The organism is Bifidobacterium bifidum ATCC 29521 = JCM 1255 = DSM 20456, assembly GCF_001025135.1.
GTDB lineage: Bacteria > Actinomycetota > Actinomycetes > Actinomycetales > Bifidobacteriaceae > Bifidobacterium > Bifidobacterium bifidum.
The window spans coordinates 2037038-2056996 of record NZ_AP012323.1; the positions used below are offsets into that span (position 1 = coordinate 2037038).

Consider the following 19959-nt stretch of genomic DNA (forward strand, 5'->3'; position numbering starts at 1 on the left):
ATGCCCGGCACCGTCGTATCGGGCGACGCCGGGAGAGGGAGATCACTTACCGGCGAGCTCGATCGCGTGGTTGAGCACGTTCTCGCCGCGCACCAGGCCGTAGTCCTGCGGGTTGATGGACTCGACCGGGATGTTCGGGAACAGGCCCTTGACACGGTTCAGTTCGAAGCGCACCTGCGGTCCGAGCAGGATGACGGCCGCGTCGGGAGCCTTCTCCTCGATCTCGGAGATCGGGTAGGCGTCAATCTGCACGTCGACACCGTTCTTGGCGGCGGCTTCGCGCATCTTCTTGACGAGCATGGAGGTGGACATTCCCTGGTTGCAGCAAAGGACGATATGCATGATGGTTTCCTTTCGTGGGGTGCGGCCTTGCGGCCACGCTGTTGACTTGTTGGCTTGTTGAGGGGGTTGGGTTGAAGTTGTGTCGTGCGGACCGGTCGCCGGCCGCAGTGGCCGTCCGGCGGCCTGACGGTTACTCGGCCGCGGCGTCCTGCTCCTGCTTGAGGCAGATCTTGTCCTGCATCTTGACGAACGGGAACCAGATGGCGATGGAGGCCGCGAAGATCAGCACCTGGATCACCACGCCCTGCCATCCGCCGAGCAGGAAGCCGGAGATGATCGGCGGCGTGGTCCACGGCACCTGCATGGCGCCGAAGGCGGGCAGGAAGCCGATGACCATGGCACCGTAGGTGAGGATCACGGCGACCAGCGGGGCGCAAATGAACGGGATGAGCATGATCGGGTTGTAGACGATCGGCAGGCCGAAGATCATGGGCTCGTTCACGTTGAAGATGCCGGGGACGAGCGACAGCTTGGACAGCTCGCGCACCTGGGCGGACTTGGCGACCAGCAGCGCCGCGACGATGAAGCCGAGGGTCAGGCCGACGCCGCCGAACTTGCAGAAGCAGTCGATGAGCTGCGGCACCAGATAGTGGCCGCCGTTGGCCTGCGTGGCCTTGATGCCCTGGTCCATGAGGTTCTGGTTGACCAGCGAGTTGGCGGTGAGCACCGGGTAGATGATGCCGGAGACGATGTTCGGACCGTGCAGACCGCACCAGAACAGCAGCGACATGAGCAGCACGATGATGATGGCACCGGCCCAGTTGTCGGTCAGGCCCTGCATCGGGGTCTGGATGATCTTGAAGATGAGCTCGGTCAGCGAAACGCCGCCGAAGACCTGGCACACCTGGTAGATGATCGCGGAGTAGCACATGATGAAGAAGCCGGGGATCATCGCGGAGAAGGCGTTCGATACGCCTTCGGGCACGGCGTCGGGCATCTTGATGCGCAGGTTCTTCTTGATGCAGGTGGTGTAGACCCACGAGCCGATCAGGCCCATGATGATGGCGGAGATGATGCCGTTGCCGCCCATCCACGTGTTCGGCAGGACGTTGGAGATGGTGGCGGTGTCGCCGCCCAGCGCCTTGATGGTGTCGCTGGTGACCGTCAGCGTGGAGGGCGAGACGATGAGGAACGAGACCAGCGTCAGGATGCCGCAGGAGATGCCGTCCATCTTCTCGTTGCGGGCGTAGGAGTAGCCGATGCCGACGGCGATGACCATCGCGAGCACGTTGAACGTGGAGTTGTTGATCTGGTTGAGACCCAGATTCCAATCGCTGCCGAAGATCCGGGCCATGAAATCGGTGTAGCCGGTGATCGGCAGGTTTGCGATCAGCAGGAAGATCGAGCCGACGAGCGTGATCGGCATGGACAGCACGAAGCCGTCCTTGAGCGCGGTGATGGCTTTGGTGCTCGCGAATTTCACGAACACGTCAAGCGTCTTCTGCGCGACGTTGGTGAACCTTTCCTTCATCACAGGAGTCCTTCCTTGGACATCTGCGGACTTCGTAGTCCGCATCTTCTGTTGTACTTCCAGCACGGCTTTTCAGCCTTCAGTTATTCGATATACTTTTTGTTGTTCGAATAACTTGTGCTTTTAGTATACGGATTATGGGAATCCTGTCAAATATGGTCACATCGCTGTTATTACACCGATTATCGGCATAATTCAGCCATTGTCAGCGCTCACTGGTCAAGATTGCGACACGCCGGTGGTCAAAATTTATTCGAATAAATTAATCGTTTTTACTTCGACGGCTCACATCAGGCCGAGCCGTTCGAAAGCGCGGGCGAGCCCGTCCTCCTCCACATCGCCGGCGACGATGCCGGCCATCGCCTTGATGTCCTCCGACCCGTTGCCCATCGCCACGCCGACCGCGCAGTACTCCAGCATCGGGATGTCGACGGCCGCGTCGCCGAACGCGACGGTGTCCTGCCGATTCGCGCCGAGATGCGCGAGCAGCCGGTCAATCGCATGGGCCTTGGTGATGCCCTTGACTCCGAGATCGCCGAACAGCGCCGTCGCTCCCCTACCGCCCCACGTGCCCGATTCGAGGTCGGGGAAACGCCCGCGGGTGTCGAGGAAGTCCCGGTACGAGCCGAGCACGTAGCTGATCTTGTTCACGTCGTGCCGGTACAGCTCACCGTCGAAGATCATGTCGGGGAACGCCTCGCGCACGGTCAGGCGATTGACGTTCTCCTTGCCCTTGCGGGCGGAATACTCGCGGATGGCGTCGAGCGCGCCCTCCTCGAAGCCCTCGGGCCGTTGTTGCTTTCCAGATAGAATTCAAGGCCGCGCGGATGACCCTCACGGCCGAGTCCGGCAGGTTGTTGTCGTAGTCGACCAGTGTGCCGTCCACGTCCAACAGGATGATCTTGGACATCGTCGTCCGCCTTTCGTCGATGGTCGTGGCGGCCATGCGGCCTTACGAGCGGAGCCGGCTGCCGTGCGTCAGCGCATCGAGGTCATCGTGAAGAACCTCGCGTTGACGTAATGGTATGCGATGAACGAGGAGTTGAACAGACGGCCGTTGGTCAGGAACGAGTCATCCTCCAGGTACAGCGCGGGATCACCCTCGTTCAGACCAAGCACCCGGGCCGCGTCCGCCTCCAGCTTGCCCGCGTACAGCACCTTGTCGACGAAGCCGAAATTCAGACCGAGGTCGTTGCGCGCGTACCCGAACAGCGACCCCTCGGCGATCTGCTCATTGATGAACGGCACGAATTCCTTGAGATACCACGCCGTCTCATATGCCAGCGGATTGCCGTCGACCTGCCGCAGACGCACGACACGCCACACCTGATCACCCTCGGCGCAGTGCATGCGCTTGGCCAGCACGGAGTCGGCCTGCAGCAGCGACAACTCCTGCACCACGGACGTCACCTTGCGATGCGGGTACTCCGCGGAAATGCCGCGCGTGGTGCCGATCGACAGGTAATCGCCCTCACGGTCCTCGCGCACGAACACGCCGCTGCCCCGCACCGGGAACACGTCGCCGGCCTCGGCGAGCACCGCGATGGCATTGCGCACGCGGTACCTCGTGGTCTGGTACTCCTCTATCAGCTGGTCCTCGGTGGGCAGCTTCCCGGTCTGCCGGAACTCACCGGCATCGATACGGCCTCTGAGAGTCGTGGCCAATTCGCGGTAATCCTGAGCCATCATTCCTCCTACCGTCTGATTCCGCCCGATGCAGCGGCCCCCATCACCGCCAGAGACACCGCATCCCATGACATCATGATTTTATCGCACAACACACGGTTATTCGAATAACAACATGTACAATCGTACATGATAATCGTAATATCGTGCGCCTCGGCACCCTTTATACGACAATGGCGCTTGGGCGACATGCCATGCCACCCAAGCGCCATACGAACCGACATGCGATTATTGAATCGAGGCCTCCTGCCGCGCGACCTCCAACGCCTTGTTGAAGGCGTCCGACGTCCAGCTGGCTCCGGCCACCTTGTCGACCTTCAGGTCCTTGAGCGGCTTGCCATCGACCACGCCATTGATTGCCTCGGCGAAGTCATTCTGGTGGTTCTTGGAGATCGTCGTGAACGGATGCCCCACGATCTCGACCTTCTCGACCTTCTGGTCGGCGATGGTCAGGTGCACGTCGATGGAATCCTCTCCGACCGGCCCGTACTGGCCGTTGATCGAATAGGTGCCGTCCTTGTAGTTGCCGGTGTCCTTCTTGTCGGAGGTCGTGGACTTGCGCTTGGAGGAGCTGTCGGAGCCGCTCGATGACTGGGACTCGCTCTCCTGCGACTTCTCGGTCTCGCCGGAATTGCCAGCATACTCGTCGTTCATCGGCGCGGCCTTGGGCTCGCCGCAACCGGCCAGCAACGTGGTCGCCGCGATCAGTCCCGCGGCCGCCACCGTCACGCTCTTCAGCGTGCGGGATTTCGACGGGGAACCGCCGTCCGCAAGCCCGTCATGCTGCAGAGCGCTACCGTCACTCATGGTCACCACCTGTCTTCGCCGCCTTGGTAGGATCAATGAAATCAATGGAAGAATCGCCATGCTGCGCACCTTCGGCGTCAGAACCGGTGGACGCAGGCTTGCCACCGGCCGCTACGTACGCATCACGTGCATTTTTATCATTCCACTTCTCGCCCACGAGCACGCCGTGGTTGAGCATGATTTCACGCTGGGCGCAACTCGCCACGAGAGCGTCATGGGTGACCACGATGACCGTGGTGCCCTGTTCATGCAGCTGGCGGAACAGGTCGAGGACGATCTTCTCGTTCTTCTCGTCCAGGTTGCCGGTGGGCTCATCGGCGAGAATCAGCTTCGGGTTGTTGATCAGCGCACGCGCGACGCACACGCGCTGCTGCTCGCCGCCGGACAGCTGGCTCGGCAGATGGTGGGCGCGGTCCTTCAGACCGACCTTCTTCAACGCCTCAAGGGCCTGCTTCTCGTCGACGACCGAATGGTAGTACTGCGCGACCATCACGTTCTCGACGGCCGTCAGGTGCGGCACCAGATAGAACTTCTGGAACACCAGGCCGATCAGGTTCTTGCGCACGTCGGCGAGCTGGCCGGCGTTCAGATCCTCCAGCTTGCGGCCCTCCAGCGAAACGGAGCCCTTGCTCGGCGTGTCCATGCAGCCAATCATGTTCATCAGCGTCGTCTTGCCGGAACCCGACGAGCCGACGATGGCCAGCCATTCGCCCTGCGGAACGGTCAGGCTCAGATCATCGACCGCATGCAGGTCGCCGTAGATCTTGGAAATATGATCGAGTTCAAGCAGCATATCCATGATTATTCCTTAACTATTCCAACTATTCCTCGCGCAGCACGACCGCGGGGTCGATGCGCGTGGCGCGATGCACCGGGGGGATGGATGCGACGACGGCGACCAGCGCGCTGAACACCACCGACACGACGGCGAGCCACCAGTTGAAACCGATGGAACGCTCAAACACGGTGGCGCACAGCCAGCGGGCCATGCCATAGCCTGTCACAGTGCCAAGCAGGCCGCCGAGCAGGCCATACACCGCCGATTCCACATAGAACTCGACGCCGATGGCATGCGAGCTCGCGCCGAGCGCCTTGCGCAGACCGATCTCGTTGCGCCGCTGCGAGACGATGGAGCTGATCGTGGTGCCGACGCCGACCAGCGTGAACACCAGCACAACCAGCGACACGATCCAGAACAGCGTCTGCAGCATCGTGATGACGCGCGTGTCGGAAGCGGTGATCTTGGTGACCTGCTGCGCCTTGACATGCATCGACGTCATATCGTTGATGCTGTTGACCAGCGCGGTGAGATCCGAGGCGCCCGACGAGTATTCGATGACGTCCACGCCGCGCGTGGAGCCGGTGAGCTTGTCCACGTCGCCGGCCAGCGCGTAGATGATCGAATCCTCGCTGCCGCCGGTGTCAACGATGCCGGCCACACGGAACTCGGTGCCGGACGTGTCCATGATGTCGCTGGAGACGTGGCCGTTCTGGGTCTGCTGGGCGCCGGTGGAGCCGGACGAGGTCTGGCCGTCTGACGTGCCGCCAGTGCCGGACTGCGCCGTGCCATCGGTGCCGTCAGTACCGGACTGGCTCGCCTGTCCCGAGGACGCGGCGTTGTCTGATGCGCGGTAGCCGATGGTGATGCTGCCGCCGACCTTCAAACCCATCGCATCGGCGACGTCCCGGCCGACCAGCACCTTGCCCGCGGACGGCCAGGAGCCGTCGACGACCCAATGATGGTTGAGGTTCCTGACCTGCGCGGGGTTGACGCCGGCCATCACGTACGGGGCCGCGTTGACGCGCACGTTCTCGTAACGGTACGTGGCGTGCTTTTCCGAGCCCTTGGCGCTCACCATCTCCGTGGTGTGCTCGACCATCGCGTCATCGATGCCGGACTTGCCGTTCTCCGAATCGGCGAGCGGCGTCACGATCAGGTTGGCGCCATAGGCTCGCATCTCCTGATTCATCTGCTGCGGCACGGCGATGCAGATCATCGCCAGACAGGACAGCGTAGCGGCGCCGACCAGCGACGCCACCACGGCCATGACCGCGCGAGACCGCCTGCGGAACACCGCACTCAACAGCATCCTGAAGAACATACCGGTATTGGTCATCTCAGCACACCTCCTTCATCATCGTCTTACGATCAGCGTCCATGCAGCACCTCCGCCGGCTTGAGGCTCAGAATCGAGCGAATCGACGACGCCGATGCCAGCAGCACGGTCAGCGCCAGCAGCACGAACACCAGCACGAACACCATCGGGCGCATGGTGATGCCCGAACCGAACACCACCTGCCCGATGATCTGCGCCACGCCCGAGCCCAAAGCGGCGCCGACGATGGCTCCCAGAAGCGAGATCGCCGCGGTCTCCGCCATCATCAGGCGCGACACCGCGCCATCGGTTGCACCGATCGCCTTGAGCAGGGCCAGTTCGCTCGACCGCTCGCCGATCGAGGCGACCATCAGGTTGGCCACTGCCACGGCCGCGGCGAGCAGGCTCAGCACCGTCATCAGGATCATCACGGCCTGGGTCTTCTGCAGCACGTTGCCCTGCAGCGCGGCGACCTGCCGCACCTGCTTGGCGACCGCGCCGGGAATGACCTCCTCGATCTGATAGGCGATTGAGCTGGGGTATGCCGTGCAATACCAGGTCTCCCACTCGTCTTGGCTGAGCGCGGCGGGGTTCTGGGCCGCCTTGCGCGCCAGATCGTTCTCCGGCGTTGTCAGCGCCTTCACCTCGATCTTGTCGACGGAGTCCGGCAGATCCGACAGCACCTGTGCCACCGACGAGGAGATGTAGATGGCACTGTTGTCGTCGTCGCCGGAATCGTAGACGCCGGTGATGCGAATCTTCTGTTCGTGCGTGTTCCCGGCCGCCGTGGTCTTGCGCAAGGTGACCGTATCGCCGCGTCCCACGCCGAGCTGCTGCGCGAGCGTCGTGCCGATCACACCCTGATCGGTGTCATCCTTCGGCCAGCTGCCGTCGAGCTTCCACCATGAGCGCATGCCATCGACGCCCACGACGGTGGTCTCGCCCGACGCGAGCTTCAGCGTCTTGTTGAACCACGTGCCGACTACCGCCGCCGCCGTGCCGTTCACCTGCGCGTGGACGTTGAGTTGCGGCGCGAAATTCGTGATGTTGAACGCCCAGAAAATCGTCTTGATCTTCGCCGCGTCGGACTCCTTCAGGAACGAGGTCGGATCCGCGTCGGACTGCGGGCCGCCCTCCATGTTGTACAGGTCGGACACCACCGCATCGGACTTCGGCTGCACGGTGATGTTCGAGCCATACGTGCTCAGCTCGGCGTTGAGCTTGTCGCCCACGTCGAACACGACGCCCAGCATCGACACCGACACCGTGGCCGACAGGCACACGGTCAGCGCGATCAGCAGGCGCCTGCGTAACTGGCGGGTGAACGAGCGCCTGATCATTCTCAGAAAGAACATGGTCTAAACCCCTTCCTGCCTTACTGGAAGTGGGCGCTCAGCGCGTCCAGGTCGGCGGTCTGAATGGTGATCTTGCCGCTACCGGTCTTGTACGGGAACGGGATCGGGTTGCACCCGCCCTTGAAGCCGATAGTCGCCAGGTTGATGGCCACCTCACACTTCTTACAGATGATCTTGCCGTCCTTCTCGTAGTATCCGGCGTCGCCGCAGTTCTCGCAGGCGTCGAGGCCGATGCCGTACGCGCCGCCGTTCTTCTTGATGATGATGAAGCGCATCACGGTGCCGTCCTTGGCCTTGTATTCGAAGCGGTGCAAATGGCCGTCCTCGACCTGGCTGAACGGGATCGTGGCCACGCCGTCCTTGAGCGAATACGCTTCCGGCGGCGAGAGAGTCGGCTGCTGGTTGATTGCGGCCACGCCCAAGGTCAGCGTCGCGGTAACGCCGATCATCGCCACCATGCTCCATGCGGCGGCGGCGATCGCACGGCGCCGGAACGCCTTGTGCTTGCGCACTGTGGCCGCATTGACGTCGGCCGCGAGTCGCTTCGCAGAAACCGGCATACGCAAGCCGGCCACCACCGAGGCGACGGCGGGAATCAGGAATATGAACGCTTGGGCCATAATCAAACCGGACTTGTTGTTGATCAGCCAGGCGAGCATCACGAACGCGATGTGCGGGAACCGCAGCGTGCGGGCCTGCATGATCTGCAGCAAGCCGGTCAGATGCTGCATCAGCTGGATCACCAGCACCACCAGCACCGCGGACAGGAACGCCGGACGGACCGCCGTCGAACGCATCGTGCGGAAGATCGCGGCGATGACCGCGGACGCGATGATGCCCAGCACAAAGCCGAGCGCACGCAGCAGCATATCGGACGTGAAGATCGGGTCTCCCGGCTCGACCCAGATGGTCAGCTGCAGGATCACGTCCGGCAGCGCATAGAACACGGTGAGCGCGATGCCCAACGCCGCCACCAGATTGGCGAGATGCATCACCGCGGCGTGCCGACGCCAATTGCGGGTGATCAGTCGGTTCACGAACACCAACACGATCAGCAGGAGGTCGATGACCACGCAGCACCACAGCACCGGGTAGTTGATGAATGTACGCTGGTTAATCACCGCGGATGCACGCAGTCCGGCGAACACGATCGCCGCCACCAATCCGATGAGGATTCCCCACAGACGCCATCGGGAGCTGATCGGCTTGTCACGCCCCTCGCCGACGGTCAGCATCACACTCATGCACATGACCAGCAACGCGGGCCCCAGCGTGCCCGGCATCACCGCTACGAACTGTTCGAGCATTCGCACCCTTTCCTTGTTCCGTCTATTATGTTCCGTTCATTCCGTCATAAAAACAGCGAAAGCTCCTCTCGGGCAGAGAGGAGCATTTCACTCAGGCAATGTCAATCACCACTGACGCGGGGTGTATTCCCAGTTGTCGAAGGTGACCTCGATCGGCTCGGTCCAGAAGCGACCCTTGACGCCGGTCTCGGGATCGACGTGCAGCATCCAGCCCTTCTTGGCCGGGGATTCGATCGACAGCTTCAGCTGGTAGGTGCCGGCCTTGTCGAGCTTGACGTTGGTGCCGTAGTGCGGGCCGTCGGAGGCGTTCATCTGCATGAAGGTACCGGAGGTGGCCTTGCCGCCTTCGACTTCCTTGCCGGTGGACTTGTCGATGATCGTGTAGTTCACGGTCAGCTCGGGGACGAAGTCGCCCTTGCCGTAGCCCAGCTCGGTACCCTTCTGGTTGGCGTGGATGTCGGCTTCGAGGTGGAAGCTCGAATCAGCGGCCTTCAGGCCCATGGAGGCGGGCTCCATGTCAATCGGCTGGAAGTACACGGCACCGACGGTCAGCGGGCCGGTGTCCTTGTCCTGCTCCTCGGCGGTGCCGGACGGGCCGACCGGGACCTCTTCAAAGCCTGCGCCGGAGCTGGAGTTGTCCTTCTTGTCGCTGGACTGAGAGGAGCTGCCCGAAGACTTGTTGTCGGAAGCATTGTTGGTGGAACCGCACGCGGACAGCGAGAAGGCCATGGAACCGGCCAGCAGCACGCCGAGCAGGGCGGCGATCTTCTTGTTCTTCATCATTTCTCTATTTCCTTTGTTGTGTAGTGAATGGTATTCACAGATTGTTGGGTTGATTGTTCGGGGCACCGGCCGTCACGGCAGCCTTGGCCTTCGCCTTGCGCTGCTTGATGAAGCCGACCACGAACAGGGCGATCACCGCGATGGCCGCAATCACCTGGGCGATGATGCATTCGACGTACGGGTAGAAGCCGAGCCAGTCGTTCGTCGGAACGCCTTGCAGATACGTTGCCGGGAGTGCGTCGCCCTCGATCAGCGAGTGCACGCCGCCGCCGGCGAACACGACCACCAGCACCGACATCAGGATCGACGTGACCAGGAAGAACGGTCCGATCGGAATCTTCACCGACGTGAAGCGAATCACGAAGAAGATGATCAGCAGCACCACCGCGGCGGCGACGGCACCAATCACCATGCCATGCGCATCGCGGCTCATCGTGTAAATCGACTGGTAGAAGATCACCGTCTCGGCGCCTTCACGGAACACGGCGAGGAAGCTCAGCATGGCGAGCGAGATCACCGTACGGGACGCGACCTTTTCGCCGGCATCGACCTGTGAGGAGACGGAGGCCACCGCGGCTTCGGTCTTCTCCTTGATGTACCGGTTCCATGCCTCGACGCTGGACTTGTTGAGCATCCAATTGCTGGTCCATAGCAGCATGGCCATGGCAATCAGGGCGCACACGCCTTCCATGATCTCCTGAATCGGGCCGGACCCACCGAACGCGAGCACGAAGATGACCGCGACCACGCCTGCGCCGGCAAGACCGGCGAGCACGCCCACATAGATCCACTTGGTGAAACGCTTGTTGCCGGACTTGACGAGGTACGCCACCACGGCCGCGACCACCAGCAGCGCCTCAAGACCCTCACGAATCAGAATCAGGAACGCCTGGCCGACCGAGCTGGTGATGAACTTGGTGAAGCTGCCTTCCTTGTCGGCGGCACCGCCGTCGAGCTTGCCGGCGTCCTCGACCAGCATGGCCTTCAAATCGTCGACGAGCTTCTTGGTGTCTTTGAGCGAGGCGCCTGTGTTCATCGACTTGCGGCACATCTTGAACTGGTACTCGACCTGCGAGACGCGGTCGCCGCTGATGGCGTTCATCACGTTCTTCTCGAAGCCGAGCTTCTCGTAGTACTGGTAGTAGGCGTCGTTGACGAGGGTAGCGCCCTTCGCGCCGTCGCCGCCCGCGTACGACTTGTAGGCCTTGTCGAGGATCGGCATCATCTCGTTGGCCACGTCGGTCCAGCTGCGGTCGCCCTTGCCGGGGTTCTTCTTCTGCTTGGACTGCAGAACCTTGCGCTCCTTGGCGATCTGCTCCTGCAGCGCCTTGTCGTAGTCGCGGGGATTGGCGAGCTTGGTGTTCGCGTCGAGCTGCTTGGCGGTGCTGTCGAGGTCGGAGACGAGCGCGGTCACGCTCTGTTCGATCTTCACCTCGTTGCCCGTCACATATGACAGGTCCTGAATGTCTTGGAACGCCTGCTGCTGGGAGGCCTGCTTGTCGGAGCCGATGTTGTCGGTCACGACCTGGGTGAAGTTGGACGCCACATAGATCTCGTTGTATGCGGCCATGAAGTCGGACGTGGAACCGGCGGTGTTGCCGTCCTCGTATTCCTTCTGCCCCTGCTGTAGCTGCTTGTCCATCGCGGCGGCGACGTCGGCCCATGTGTCGTAATCCGCGGAACCGTCGGCGGCCATCGCCTGCGGGGCGAACATGACGGCCATCACCGTGAACAGCGCCGCGACGACGGCCAGCGAACGACATCCAACCGCCCGAAGATGCGCTACCGCACGACATCGCATATTGGATTCCTCTCCATATCAACGCTTTCTAAACCATCTATGCAATATAGAGAAAAAAAACCTGAAAGAACAGTCTTGACTTTTGAATTTTTATGCGGTAATAGAGCGGCCCCTGAGGCCGAAATGTCTCATATTGTGGTCATCGTATGGGTGGCCCATTAGGGGCCGCTCTCAAAACTCGCAGATACAAGACGTTTTTCGGGTTTTTCCCCTTGTATCTGTGAGTTTTGAGAGCCTGCTTCAGCCATCAAGACGATTCAACACCTTCCGCTCGTTGTAGAACGCGAAGACGATGCCTCCGATGCCGCACAGCACGGCCGCGCACACCGCGGCGATGCGGTAGCCCGCGCCCGAGGCCACGCCGATCGCGGAGACGCCGGTGAACAGCAGCATCGGCCCATCTTCATCGCGAACGCCAGCCGTCTGGCCCATCATCATGTGGTGTTGAGCGACGGCAGCGTGCAACGGCTGGACACCGCATCCTCCAGCGGAACCCTTACCGTCCCATCTCACCCGGAGGCCTCAAAATCTCCGGCATCAACGTAGGCTAAGGCGACTGCCCCCGCTGGCGAAATGCTACGCTGAGGGGCATGAGCGGATTGCATGGGCGGATGCCGTATACGACTGCGTTTGAACGCGCGATGGGCACCGGAATGATCATTCAGTCGGCGACGGCCCTCGACGACGGCTTCCGCTCGAAACTCGACGCGTTCATCGACGGGTACGAGTCCGTGCTGTCGCGGTTCCGCGCCGATTCGCTGGTGACCGCAATGGGCGAATCCTCGCATGGCGGCTCGTTTGATTTTCCCGATTGGGCCTCCGGGCTGTTCGATCTGGCCGATGCGTTCTGCACCGCGACCGACGGGGCGCTTGACCCGTGTGTGGGCGAGGATCTGATCCGGCTTGGCTATGACGCACGGTATTCGATGACAATGGAACCCGATGCGGAGCATCATCTCGGTGCCGTCCACGGGCGCCCGACATGGCGCAACGATGTGGAGCGTCATGGCACAACGCTGGTGACGCAGCGCGCGGTTCACTTGGATTTCGGGGCTTTCGGCAAGGGATATTGCGCCGATCTGATCGGCGCGATATTGGACGGGCACGCGGGCGATGAAACCGTCCGGCAATCCGCCACCGGCCCCGGCTCTCACGCGCCCTACATCATCGACGCGGGCGGCGATCTGCTGATCCGCACGGGCGAGCCTGCTCAACCGGCCCCACTCGCCGAGGGGTCAGGACACGACACCGGCGACACCGTCACCATCGCCCTGGAGGATCCCGCCAACCCCGGAACCGAGGCGATCGGCATCGCAAGCATCGTTGACGGGGCGTTCTGCGCGAGCGCCCCCAGCCGACGCCATTGGGGTGAGGAGGCAGGCCGTCAGCTGCATCATCTGCTCAACGCGGTCGACGGCCGTCCCGTGCGCGATGTCGCCGCGAGTTGGGTCTATGTGCCATCGGCGGCTGGCCGACCCTACCCCACCGCGCTGGCGGATGGACTCGCCACCGCCTGCTTCGTCACCGCACCGGACGAGCTCGCCCGCGCATTCGACTTCGAATGCGCCGCGGTGCACGCCGACCGCACGGCCATCATGAGCCGTCACTTCCCCGGCAACTTCTTCACCGTATAAACAATGCGGGAGGGAGCACCTGCGTCATGCCACCGCCAGGTTTTCTTGTGCCTATTCGCCACGCTCGCACATCAGTGGCGCCGACACGTCAATCGCCGCGCCGAGCGGTGCAGCAAGCACCTTATGGATGTCCGGAGCGATATACAGGTTGCCCCTTCCGGCCGGATATGCACGGAGTATACCCACGGACACCAGACGAGACAGCGCGTGCTGTACGGCCGACGGGCTCTTGCCGAACCTTCTCCTCAACATACTCGCCGTGACGGTGGGCTGCCCGATGAGGTACATCGCCGTCTGCACGGACAGGCCGCTGTATCTGTGCTCATCCAATAGACTGCGATACCTCTGCCGCACATTGACAAGACGCTTCACGCGCAGCAGCGCGTCCTCACAGGATTCCTCGATGTCTTGGCAGAAGAACAGTATCCAGTCGTCCCAATCCCCTTTCGTGGAAACACCGAGCAATCTGTCCTGATATTCGGGTCGACGGCGCTCGAACCACGGGGATACGGACAGCAGCGGCTGGCTCAGCAGGCCTCGGCTCATCATCTGCAACAGCACCAGCAACCGCCCGATTCGCCCCGGAGGCATGGGCGCGAAACGCGCATCCTCGATGCGCCGCGTGGGTGGACCGATGAACACTTGGGTGGATCGTATATCCCAGGCCTGTGGATTGTCGGACTTCGTGCCCTTCACAAGAAGCTTCTGCAATTCGCGCACGAGAGTGCAGGCTTATGGGATGCCCGGACTGAATCTGGCCTATGCCGCATTCCGCCGCATCGAGGTAGTTCAGCACCTCGCGCATGGACTCGCTCAGTCCGCTTTTGTCCTCGCCCACCTCATAATCCTGAGCGAGAACGGTTTCGAGCGGCTCGAACGTGCCTTCCAGGGCGCTGGTGCTCTGCGCTTCGCGACGCATGGTCGGGCGACGCAGCATATCGGGGTTAGGCAGGTCCCCCCAGCTCGCCGGGCGCATCTGGCGCGAACATTTCTTTCTCCATAACACTAGCTGTACATTTTTTTAAATCATTCATACTAAGATTTGCGAAATCTTAGTATGGACAATGATTAATCACGCGCTTTACCGCACCTCATCACACCGCATATGCAAAAGCGACGCCGTACACGAGCCGGCAAAACAGCCGAATCTCGTATGGCGTCGCTCTCGTTTGAGGCAGTGGAATCACATTATGGTCTTATAGGCGTGACTCCCTCAGATGTTCCACTCGGACGGGTTGTAGAAGTCGCCGTTGAGGGCCTTGGCGGCCTTCTCCTGCGCTTCCTCAAGCGTGACGCCGGCGAGTTCGGCACGCACGTCGTCGAGCGCGACCGGGGTCATCGACAGGGAGTTGACGCCGATGCCGGTGAGCACGACGGCCAGATCCGGATCGGCGGCGGCCTCGCCGCACACACCCACCGGCATGCCGTTCGCGTTGCCCGCGTCGGCGATCAGCTTGATCGCGCGCAACACCGCCGGGTGCCATGCGGTCTGGTAGTTGGCGACCGAGCCGAGCGTACGGTCGGCGGCCAGCGTGTACTGGGTCAGGTCGTTCGTACCGATCGACACGAAGTCGGCGACCTTGGCCACCTGATCGGCCATGAGGGCGATGGACGGCACCTCGGCCATCACACCGACCTTCTTCAGGCCGAAGGACTTGCCGAGCTTGACGAAGTAGGCGGCCTCATGCGCGTCGGCGACCATCGGCGCCATGACCCACAGGTCGGCGTCGGTCTGGGCATCGGCGGCGGCAAGCGCCTTGAGCTGCCCCTCAAGCACGTTCATGTGGGTGCGCAGCGTGCGCAGGCCACGCAGGCCAAGCGCGGGGTTCGGCTCGTCTTCGGGGGTGAGGAACGGCAGCGGCTTGTCCGCGCCGGCGTCCAGCATGCGGATGACGACCTTCTTGCCGGGGAACTGGGCGAGCAGTTCGGCGTACGCCTTGGTCTGCTCCTCAACACTCGGCGGTTCGGCGTTGCCGATGAACAGGAACTCGGAACGGAACAGGCCGACGCCTTCCGCACCGTACTCCAGCGCGGTCTTGCCGTCGGAGGGCTTGCCGACGTTGGCGAGCAGCGGGATGTGATAACCGTCCTTGGTGGCGCCCGGCTTGCCGCGCAGCTCCTTGGCCTTCGCGACCTTGGCCTTCGCGGCTTCGGCGGCGGCGACCTGCTCGTCGCTCGGCTCGGTGGTGATGGTGCTTTCCGCGGCATTGACGATAACCGTCTCGCCGTTCTTCAGGTCGTCGGCGCCGGCGGCGGACACGACGGCCACGATGCCGCGGGCACGGGCCAGAATGGCCGTGTGCGAGGTCAGGCCGCCCTGCGAGGTGACGATGGCGAGGGTCTTGTCCAGGTCGAGGCCGGCGGTGTCGGCCGGGGACAGGTCTTCCGCGACCAGAACGAACGGGGTGTCGGAGACCGGGACGCCCGGCGCGGGAACGCCCATCAGGTCGGCGATGACGCGCTGGCCGACGTCGTGCAGATCCGCCGCACGCTCGCCCTGATAGCCGCCGATGGCCTTGAACATCTCTTCCACGGCGCCAAAGCCTTCCAGCACGGCGCGCTCAGCGGTCTTGCCCTGCTCGATGAGCGTGTTGATGCTCTGCGCGAGCGCCGGGTCGGAGGCGAACATGGCGATGGCCTGCAGGATCGGAGCAGCCTGCTTGGCGCCTTCGTCGCCGTTCGCGGCCTCTTCGGCACGGCGGTTCAGATCCGCGTTGACCAGCGCCAGAGACTTGGTCACGCGCTCGATCTCGGATTCGGCCGAGACACTGTCGGCGCGAGGCGCATCGGACGGTTCGGGAAGCGCAGCTGCCATACGAATGACCGGGCCGACCGCAACGCCGCGTCCGATGCCAACACCCTTGATAACCATATGTTCTCCTTATGTTATGGCCTCTCGCCGCGAATGACCGGTACTTCCCATCCGCGGACCGCCTTGTTGACCCACCAACTTCATCGCCGGTAAATCATTTTCTGTCCACGCCAGTATACACCCTCAAAAGCGCGACACGACTAGAAGTAAACGTTTTCCAGAAAATTGGAAAATCATGGTACACTGTTATGTCAGCAGCCAGAAGAACGGCCGCCCAGCAATTGGCATAGAGTAATGTTATTGCTAATCGGTATCGGCGCGGGCCAACACGGCACACGCACGCTGACGAGTGTCGATATCGACGCACGACAAACCGCACCGGAACCACCGGCGCGACGACGCAAAGGAGTGTCTCCATGGTTACCCGCACTACCACCATCACCGATCCCGTCGGCATTCACGCCCGTCCGGCCGCCAAGTTCGCTCAGGCCGCGACCGCGTCCGGCTGCACCGTGACCATCGCCAAGCAGGGCGGCAACCCCGTTCCCGCCGGCTCCATCCTGTCCATCATGGGCCTGGGCATCAAGCAGGGCGACACCGTCGAGGTCACCGTGGACGGCGACAACGCCGAGACCGTCATCGACAGCCTCATCGAGACGCTCACCGCGGCCGAGTAACCTGCGCACGCATTCGACGGCCGCCCGCACGAACCGCGTGGGCGGCCGTCAGCGTATTCCCATCCACCAGATGCGCACCGACGCGCATCGCAAGCATATGGCGGCCGCCCGCCGTCATACCGAACACTGCGAGCCCCATGAAGAGACAGCCATCCGCCGTAATGGACGCCATACCGGCATCCAAGCCAGACACGACGCCCGTCAACGACGACCCGGCGCCCGGCCCGGAACAACGCCCACAGCCGGCGACCAGTTCCATCACCAACGTGGCCGCCATGGCCCACGTCTCCATCGCCACGGTCTCCCGTGTGCTCTCCGGCAAACGCACCAAGGACGACGACATCGCACGGCGGGTCCGGGCCGCCGCCGAGGAACTCAACTATTCGGTCAACTATGCGGCGAGTTCGCTGCGCGGCGCCGCCACCAACACCATCGGACTGGTCATCCCTTCGGCGACCGACCATTTCAGCGCCGGACTGCTTGATGAGCTGGAACCGGTCATCGACATGGAAAGACAGCAACTGCTGCTCGGCATCGGCAACGAGCAGCATACGCAGGACGAACGCATCGAATCGCTGGTGGCCCGCAAGGTCGACGGCATCATCATCGTTCCTGCCGCGGGCGTCGATCTGGCCCACACGCTTGACCGCACCACCATGACGACGCCCATCGTACAGGTCGGCGGACGGCAGCGATCCTTCCGCACGTCCATGGTCGGCATCGACGAGAATGCGGCGATGGAAAGCATCGTCGCGCACCTCGCCGAGCAGGGCGTGCGTTCCGCCGCCTATCTGGCCGGCAAGGAGGTATCGTTCGAATCGGCCGAGATGTTCGCGATGTTCCATACGCAGATGCGCACGCACCGGCTCGTCACCGACACCTCATGGAACCGATTCGGCGATTCGACCGTGGAGCGCGGTTATCAGTGCGTGTGGCGCATGTTCGCCGACTCCGATGCGCGACCGCCCGAAGCGGTGATATGCGCCGATGACATGATCGCGCTGGGCGCGATGATCGCCTTGCAGACGCTGGGCATCCGCGTGCCCGACGACGTGCGCGTGGTCGGCTACGACGACTCCCCGCTTGCCTTGACGACGATGCCGACGCTGACCTCGGTCCGCCCGCCGTTCCTCCAGATCGTCACCGAGGCGCTGCGCCTGATCGGGCAGGGGCCCGATCAGGCGGCGCACATCTCGCTGCTGCCCCAATTGATTGTCCGGGGCTCCACCGTCGTGCGTTCCTGACCAGGTGCCGTCATAGCCTCCCCGGAATCAGCGCGCAGAACAGCGCCTCGAACACCAGCATCGGGTTGCCGTTGCCTAGCAACCGCTTCCTGGCCACGGTGATGGCCTCCAACCGATCGACTACTTCCTGACGGCTCAGCCGTGCCGACAGCTCGGCGATGGCCGTGCGGTTCTCCATGTTGATCAGCCCGACTGCGTCCTCGGCGTTGTTCTGCAGCACCGCTATGTCGCGGTAGATGCTGGCGGCCGAGTTGAGCGCGCGGTCAAGCACGTCGCGGCTCCGGCGCGTGGCCCGCCGCTTGATCTCGTCCTTCTTGGCGATGGCGTTGTAGGCGCCGCGCAGCTTCGGCGGGATGCGGTCCTGCTCGCCGAGGCCGTTGATGCGGCGGAAATCCGCTTCGGCGGCGGCCGTCTGCCGGTTCACGTCGGCTTCCGCCTGGCTTTTGGCGGTGTCGATGAGATCATCGGCCAGCAGCACCGCATCCGATGCCTTGCGCAGTCCCAGCAGCCCGACGATGAGCTCGTCCCGGTCCGACATGACCTGCGTGTCGGAGGCGTACAGTTTCGCTATGCCGATATGCCCTTCGGCGAGCCGCGCCGCGCGCACCGCCACATGACGGTCGAATTGGCGTTCCGCCGGCAGCGCCGGATTGACGGATGCCATCAGGTAATCCGCGACCGCTTTCGTGGACGGCACGGCAAGGTTGACGATGCGGGTACGCGAGCGGATGGTCGGCAGCACATCCTGCGCGCTGGGGGCGCACAGCAGCCATATGGTGTGCGGGCTGGGCTCCTCGATCTCCTTGAGCAGCACGTTCGTGGTGCGTTCCAGCATGCGGTCAACGTCTTCGATGATGATGATCCGCCACGGCGCCGTGCTGGGCATCTGTTCGGAGGTGAGGATCAGCTGGCGCACGTCATCGATGCCGATGGTGACCTTGTTGGTGGCCAACGTGGTCACGTCGGGATGGGTGCCGGACAGCACCTGACGGGTTATATTGGTCGGCTCGTCGGAAAGGCCCCTGTCAGGGCTTTCCAGCGCGGCCGCGAACGCGCGCGCAACATTCGAGCGTCCGGAACCGGGCGGTCCGCAGATCAGCCACGACTGGGCCAGCGCCTTCGGGTCGCCGGAGACGATGGCCTGCAGTTGGCCGACCACTGCCTGCTGGCCGACAATGGAGTCCCATACGCTCATCGCGCACCTCCAGCCGGAGTGTTACCGTCGCTTTCCTTAGTGACGGCAGCCTGAGCGGCAGCCGCCTGCGCCGCGGCCCGCTCATCCGCCGCGGCATCGGCCAGCACCGCGTCAACGTCCGCCTTGATGTGCTCCCATACGGCCTCGATCGGCCATGCGGCGTCAATCACGCGGAAACGGCCCGGCTCGTGGCCTGCCAGATCGAGGAACGCCTGCCTGGTGCGCTGCTGGAATTCGTCGCCCGCGGACTCCATGCGATCCGCGTCATGCTGCAGACGCCGGTGCGCCGCCGTCGGGTCCATGTCGAGCAGGTACGTGCGCACGGGCATCAGCCCGCCGGTCGCCCACATGCTCAGCCCGCGGACGTCGTCAGCGGTCAGTTCACGGCCTCCCGCCTGATAGGCGAGCGACGAATCAAGATACCGGTCGGTGATCACCACGGCTCCGCGTTCCAGCGCCGGACGGACCACTTCAGCCACGTGCTGCGCCCGGTCGGCGGCGAAGATCAGCGCCTCCGCGCGCGGTGCGATATCGGCGCCGTCGGCTTCCGCGGCGTCTCCCGGCTCACGCAGCAGCAGCTGACGCAAGCTGCCGCCCAATGCCGTGCCGCCCGGCTCACGCGTCACCACGACCTCGCGGCCTGCAGCCTCCAAGTAGTCACGCAGGCGCTCGACCTGCGTGGTCTTCCCTACGCCGTCAACGCCTTCGAAAGAAATGAACAATCCAGTCATATCTACCCCCTTGCCCAC

General features: G+C 63.0%; 18 protein-coding genes and 2 pseudogenes. 3 read left to right on the top strand and 17 right to left on the bottom strand.

Features of this window, described 5'->3' with window-relative positions; all coding sequences use genetic code 11:
* Positions 1–42: 42 nt before the first annotated feature.
* The 12 genes and pseudogenes from BBBF_RS08560 to BBBF_RS08615 all read right to left on the bottom strand — a co-directional run.
* Positions 43–342, bottom strand: coding sequence for a PTS sugar transporter subunit IIB (locus tag BBBF_RS08560; RefSeq protein ID WP_003816116.1), 300 nt, complete (start codon positions 340–342; stop codon positions 43–45).
* 130 nt (positions 343–472) lie between these two features.
* The gene (locus BBBF_RS08565; RefSeq protein ID WP_013363970.1) at positions 473–1813 is read right to left on the bottom strand and encodes a PTS sugar transporter subunit IIC; all 1341 of its coding nucleotides are present in this window, start codon (positions 1811–1813) and stop codon (positions 473–475) included.
* 285 nt (positions 1814–2098) lie between these two features.
* On the bottom strand, positions 2099–2497 hold the full coding sequence (locus tag BBBF_RS08570; protein ID WP_003820348.1) for an HAD hydrolase family protein: 399 nt from the start codon (positions 2495–2497) through the stop codon (positions 2099–2101).
* Between the two features lie 294 nt (positions 2498–2791).
* A complete protein-coding gene (locus tag BBBF_RS08575) occupies positions 2792–3502 on the bottom strand; it encodes a GntR family transcriptional regulator (RefSeq protein WP_003816112.1) in 711 nt (236 codons plus the stop codon).
* A 225-nt stretch (positions 3503–3727) separates the two neighbouring features.
* On the bottom strand, positions 3728–4306 hold the full coding sequence (locus BBBF_RS08580; RefSeq protein WP_013363972.1) for an FMN-binding protein: 579 nt from the start codon (positions 4304–4306) through the stop codon (positions 3728–3730).
* A complete protein-coding gene (locus BBBF_RS08585; RefSeq protein ID WP_013390316.1) occupies positions 4299–5099 on the bottom strand; it encodes an ABC transporter ATP-binding protein in 801 nt (266 codons plus the stop codon). The genes BBBF_RS08580 and BBBF_RS08585 overlap by 8 nt, the downstream gene beginning before the upstream one ends.
* Before the next feature lie 28 nt (positions 5100–5127).
* The gene (locus tag BBBF_RS08590; RefSeq protein WP_021648200.1) at positions 5128–6423 is read right to left on the bottom strand and encodes an ABC transporter permease; all 1296 of its coding nucleotides are present in this window, start codon (positions 6421–6423) and stop codon (positions 5128–5130) included.
* Positions 6424–6455: 32 nt separating this feature from the next.
* Positions 6456–7757, bottom strand: a complete 1302-nt coding sequence (locus BBBF_RS08595) for an ABC transporter permease (RefSeq protein ID WP_003814180.1) — start codon at positions 7755–7757, stop codon at positions 6456–6458.
* A 20-nt stretch (positions 7758–7777) separates the two neighbouring features.
* Positions 7778–9064, bottom strand: a complete 1287-nt coding sequence (locus tag BBBF_RS08600; protein ID WP_021648201.1) for a DUF2318 domain-containing protein — start codon at positions 9062–9064, stop codon at positions 7778–7780.
* 105 nt (positions 9065–9169) lie between these two features.
* Positions 9170–9847: an iron transporter gene (locus tag BBBF_RS08605; RefSeq protein WP_021648202.1), complete on the bottom strand. Its 678-nt coding sequence runs from the start codon at positions 9845–9847 to the stop codon at positions 9170–9172.
* A 34-nt stretch (positions 9848–9881) separates the two neighbouring features.
* Entirely contained in the window at positions 9882–11648 is a 1767-nt protein-coding gene (locus BBBF_RS08610; RefSeq protein ID WP_033509768.1) for an FTR1 family iron permease, read from the bottom strand.
* Between the two features lie 240 nt (positions 11649–11888).
* Positions 11889–12041: pseudogene (locus BBBF_RS08615) on the bottom strand (symporter); the annotation flags it as partial.
* A 218-nt stretch (positions 12042–12259) separates the two neighbouring features.
* On the opposite strand from BBBF_RS08615, the gene BBBF_RS08620 reads away from it, so the two are divergent.
* Positions 12260–13282, top strand: coding sequence for an FAD:protein FMN transferase (locus tag BBBF_RS08620; RefSeq protein WP_021648205.1), 1023 nt, complete (start codon positions 12260–12262; stop codon positions 13280–13282).
* 51 nt (positions 13283–13333) lie between these two features.
* Here BBBF_RS08620 and BBBF_RS10450 read toward each other — a convergent pair whose 3' ends face one another.
* The 3 genes and pseudogenes from BBBF_RS10450 to ptsP all read right to left on the bottom strand — a co-directional run bounded on the left by BBBF_RS10450 (position 13334) and on the right by ptsP (position 16154).
* Positions 13334–13978 (bottom strand): Fic family protein, encoded by a 645-nt coding sequence (locus BBBF_RS10450; RefSeq protein ID WP_231855219.1) that lies wholly within the window; start codon positions 13976–13978, stop codon positions 13334–13336.
* 124 nt (positions 13979–14102) lie between these two features.
* A pseudogene (locus tag BBBF_RS10730) lies at positions 14103–14258 on the bottom strand (Fic/DOC family N-terminal domain-containing protein); the annotation flags it as partial.
* Positions 14259–14495: 237 nt separating this feature from the next.
* The gene (gene ptsP / locus BBBF_RS08635) at positions 14496–16154 is read right to left on the bottom strand and encodes a phosphoenolpyruvate--protein phosphotransferase (protein ID WP_021648207.1); all 1659 of its coding nucleotides are present in this window, start codon (positions 16152–16154) and stop codon (positions 14496–14498) included.
* A gap of 356 nt (positions 16155–16510) precedes the next feature.
* Between ptsP and BBBF_RS08640 the strand changes: the two genes are divergently transcribed.
* Positions 16511–16771 carry an HPr family phosphocarrier protein gene (locus tag BBBF_RS08640; protein ID WP_003814166.1) on the top strand — a complete coding sequence of 87 codons (261 nt, stop codon included), beginning with the start codon at positions 16511–16513 and terminating at the stop codon, positions 16769–16771.
* A 161-nt stretch (positions 16772–16932) separates the two neighbouring features.
* The gene (locus BBBF_RS08645; protein ID WP_003814163.1) at positions 16933–18015 is read left to right on the top strand and encodes a LacI family DNA-binding transcriptional regulator; all 1083 of its coding nucleotides are present in this window, start codon (positions 16933–16935) and stop codon (positions 18013–18015) included.
* 10 nt (positions 18016–18025) lie between these two features.
* On the opposite strand, the gene BBBF_RS08650 is transcribed toward BBBF_RS08645, so the two are convergent.
* Positions 18026–19210, bottom strand: coding sequence for a DNA polymerase III subunit delta' (locus tag BBBF_RS08650; RefSeq protein WP_003814162.1), 1185 nt, complete (start codon positions 19208–19210; stop codon positions 18026–18028).
* Positions 19207–19941 carry a dTMP kinase gene (tmk, locus tag BBBF_RS08655; RefSeq protein ID WP_003814160.1) on the bottom strand — a complete coding sequence of 245 codons (735 nt, stop codon included), beginning with the start codon at positions 19939–19941 and terminating at the stop codon, positions 19207–19209. Before tmk ends, BBBF_RS08650 begins: the two co-directional genes overlap by 4 nt.
* Positions 19942–19959: the final 18 nt, after the last annotated feature.

Excerpts from the sequence above, each read along its gene's own strand:
- ptsP (WP_021648207.1), bottom strand. The coding sequence starts at position 16,154 with ATGGTTATCAAGGGTGTTGGCATCGGACGCGGCGTTGCGGTCGGCCCG.
- BBBF_RS08590 (WP_021648200.1), bottom strand. The coding sequence starts at position 6,423 with ATGACCAATACCGGTATGTTCTTCAGGATGCTGTTGAGTGCGGTGTTC.
- BBBF_RS08640 (WP_003814166.1), top strand. The coding sequence starts at position 16,511 with ATGGTTACCCGCACTACCACCATCACCGATCCCGTCGGCATTCACGCC.
- BBBF_RS08575 (WP_003816112.1), bottom strand. The coding sequence starts at position 3,502 with ATGATGGCTCAGGATTACCGCGAATTGGCCACGACTCTCAGAGGCCGT.
- BBBF_RS08585 (WP_013390316.1), bottom strand. The coding sequence starts at position 5,099 with ATGCTGCTTGAACTCGATCATATTTCCAAGATCTACGGCGACCTGCAT.
- BBBF_RS08650 (WP_003814162.1), bottom strand. The coding sequence starts at position 19,210 with ATGAGCGTATGGGACTCCATTGTCGGCCAGCAGGCAGTGGTCGGCCAA.
- BBBF_RS08570 (WP_003820348.1), bottom strand. The coding sequence starts at position 2,497 with ATGATCTTCGACGGTGAGCTGTACCGGCACGACGTGAACAAGATCAGC.
- BBBF_RS08600 (WP_021648201.1), bottom strand. The coding sequence starts at position 9,064 with ATGCTCGAACAGTTCGTAGCGGTGATGCCGGGCACGCTGGGGCCCGCG.
- BBBF_RS08620 (WP_021648205.1), top strand. The coding sequence starts at position 12,260 with ATGCCGTATACGACTGCGTTTGAACGCGCGATGGGCACCGGAATGATC.
- BBBF_RS08560 (WP_003816116.1), bottom strand. The coding sequence starts at position 342 with ATGCATATCGTCCTTTGCTGCAACCAGGGAATGTCCACCTCCATGCTC.
- BBBF_RS08645 (WP_003814163.1), top strand. The coding sequence starts at position 16,933 with ATGGACGCCATACCGGCATCCAAGCCAGACACGACGCCCGTCAACGAC.
- BBBF_RS08565 (WP_013363970.1), bottom strand. The coding sequence starts at position 1,813 with ATGAAGGAAAGGTTCACCAACGTCGCGCAGAAGACGCTTGACGTGTTC.
- BBBF_RS08580 (WP_013363972.1), bottom strand. The coding sequence starts at position 4,306 with ATGAGTGACGGTAGCGCTCTGCAGCATGACGGGCTTGCGGACGGCGGT.
- BBBF_RS08605 (WP_021648202.1), bottom strand. The coding sequence starts at position 9,847 with ATGATGAAGAACAAGAAGATCGCCGCCCTGCTCGGCGTGCTGCTGGCC.
- tmk (WP_003814160.1), bottom strand. The coding sequence starts at position 19,941 with ATGACTGGATTGTTCATTTCTTTCGAAGGCGTTGACGGCGTAGGGAAG.
- BBBF_RS08610 (WP_033509768.1), bottom strand. The coding sequence starts at position 11,648 with ATGCGATGTCGTGCGGTAGCGCATCTTCGGGCGGTTGGATGTCGTTCG.
- BBBF_RS08595 (WP_003814180.1), bottom strand. The coding sequence starts at position 7,757 with ATGTTCTTTCTGAGAATGATCAGGCGCTCGTTCACCCGCCAGTTACGC.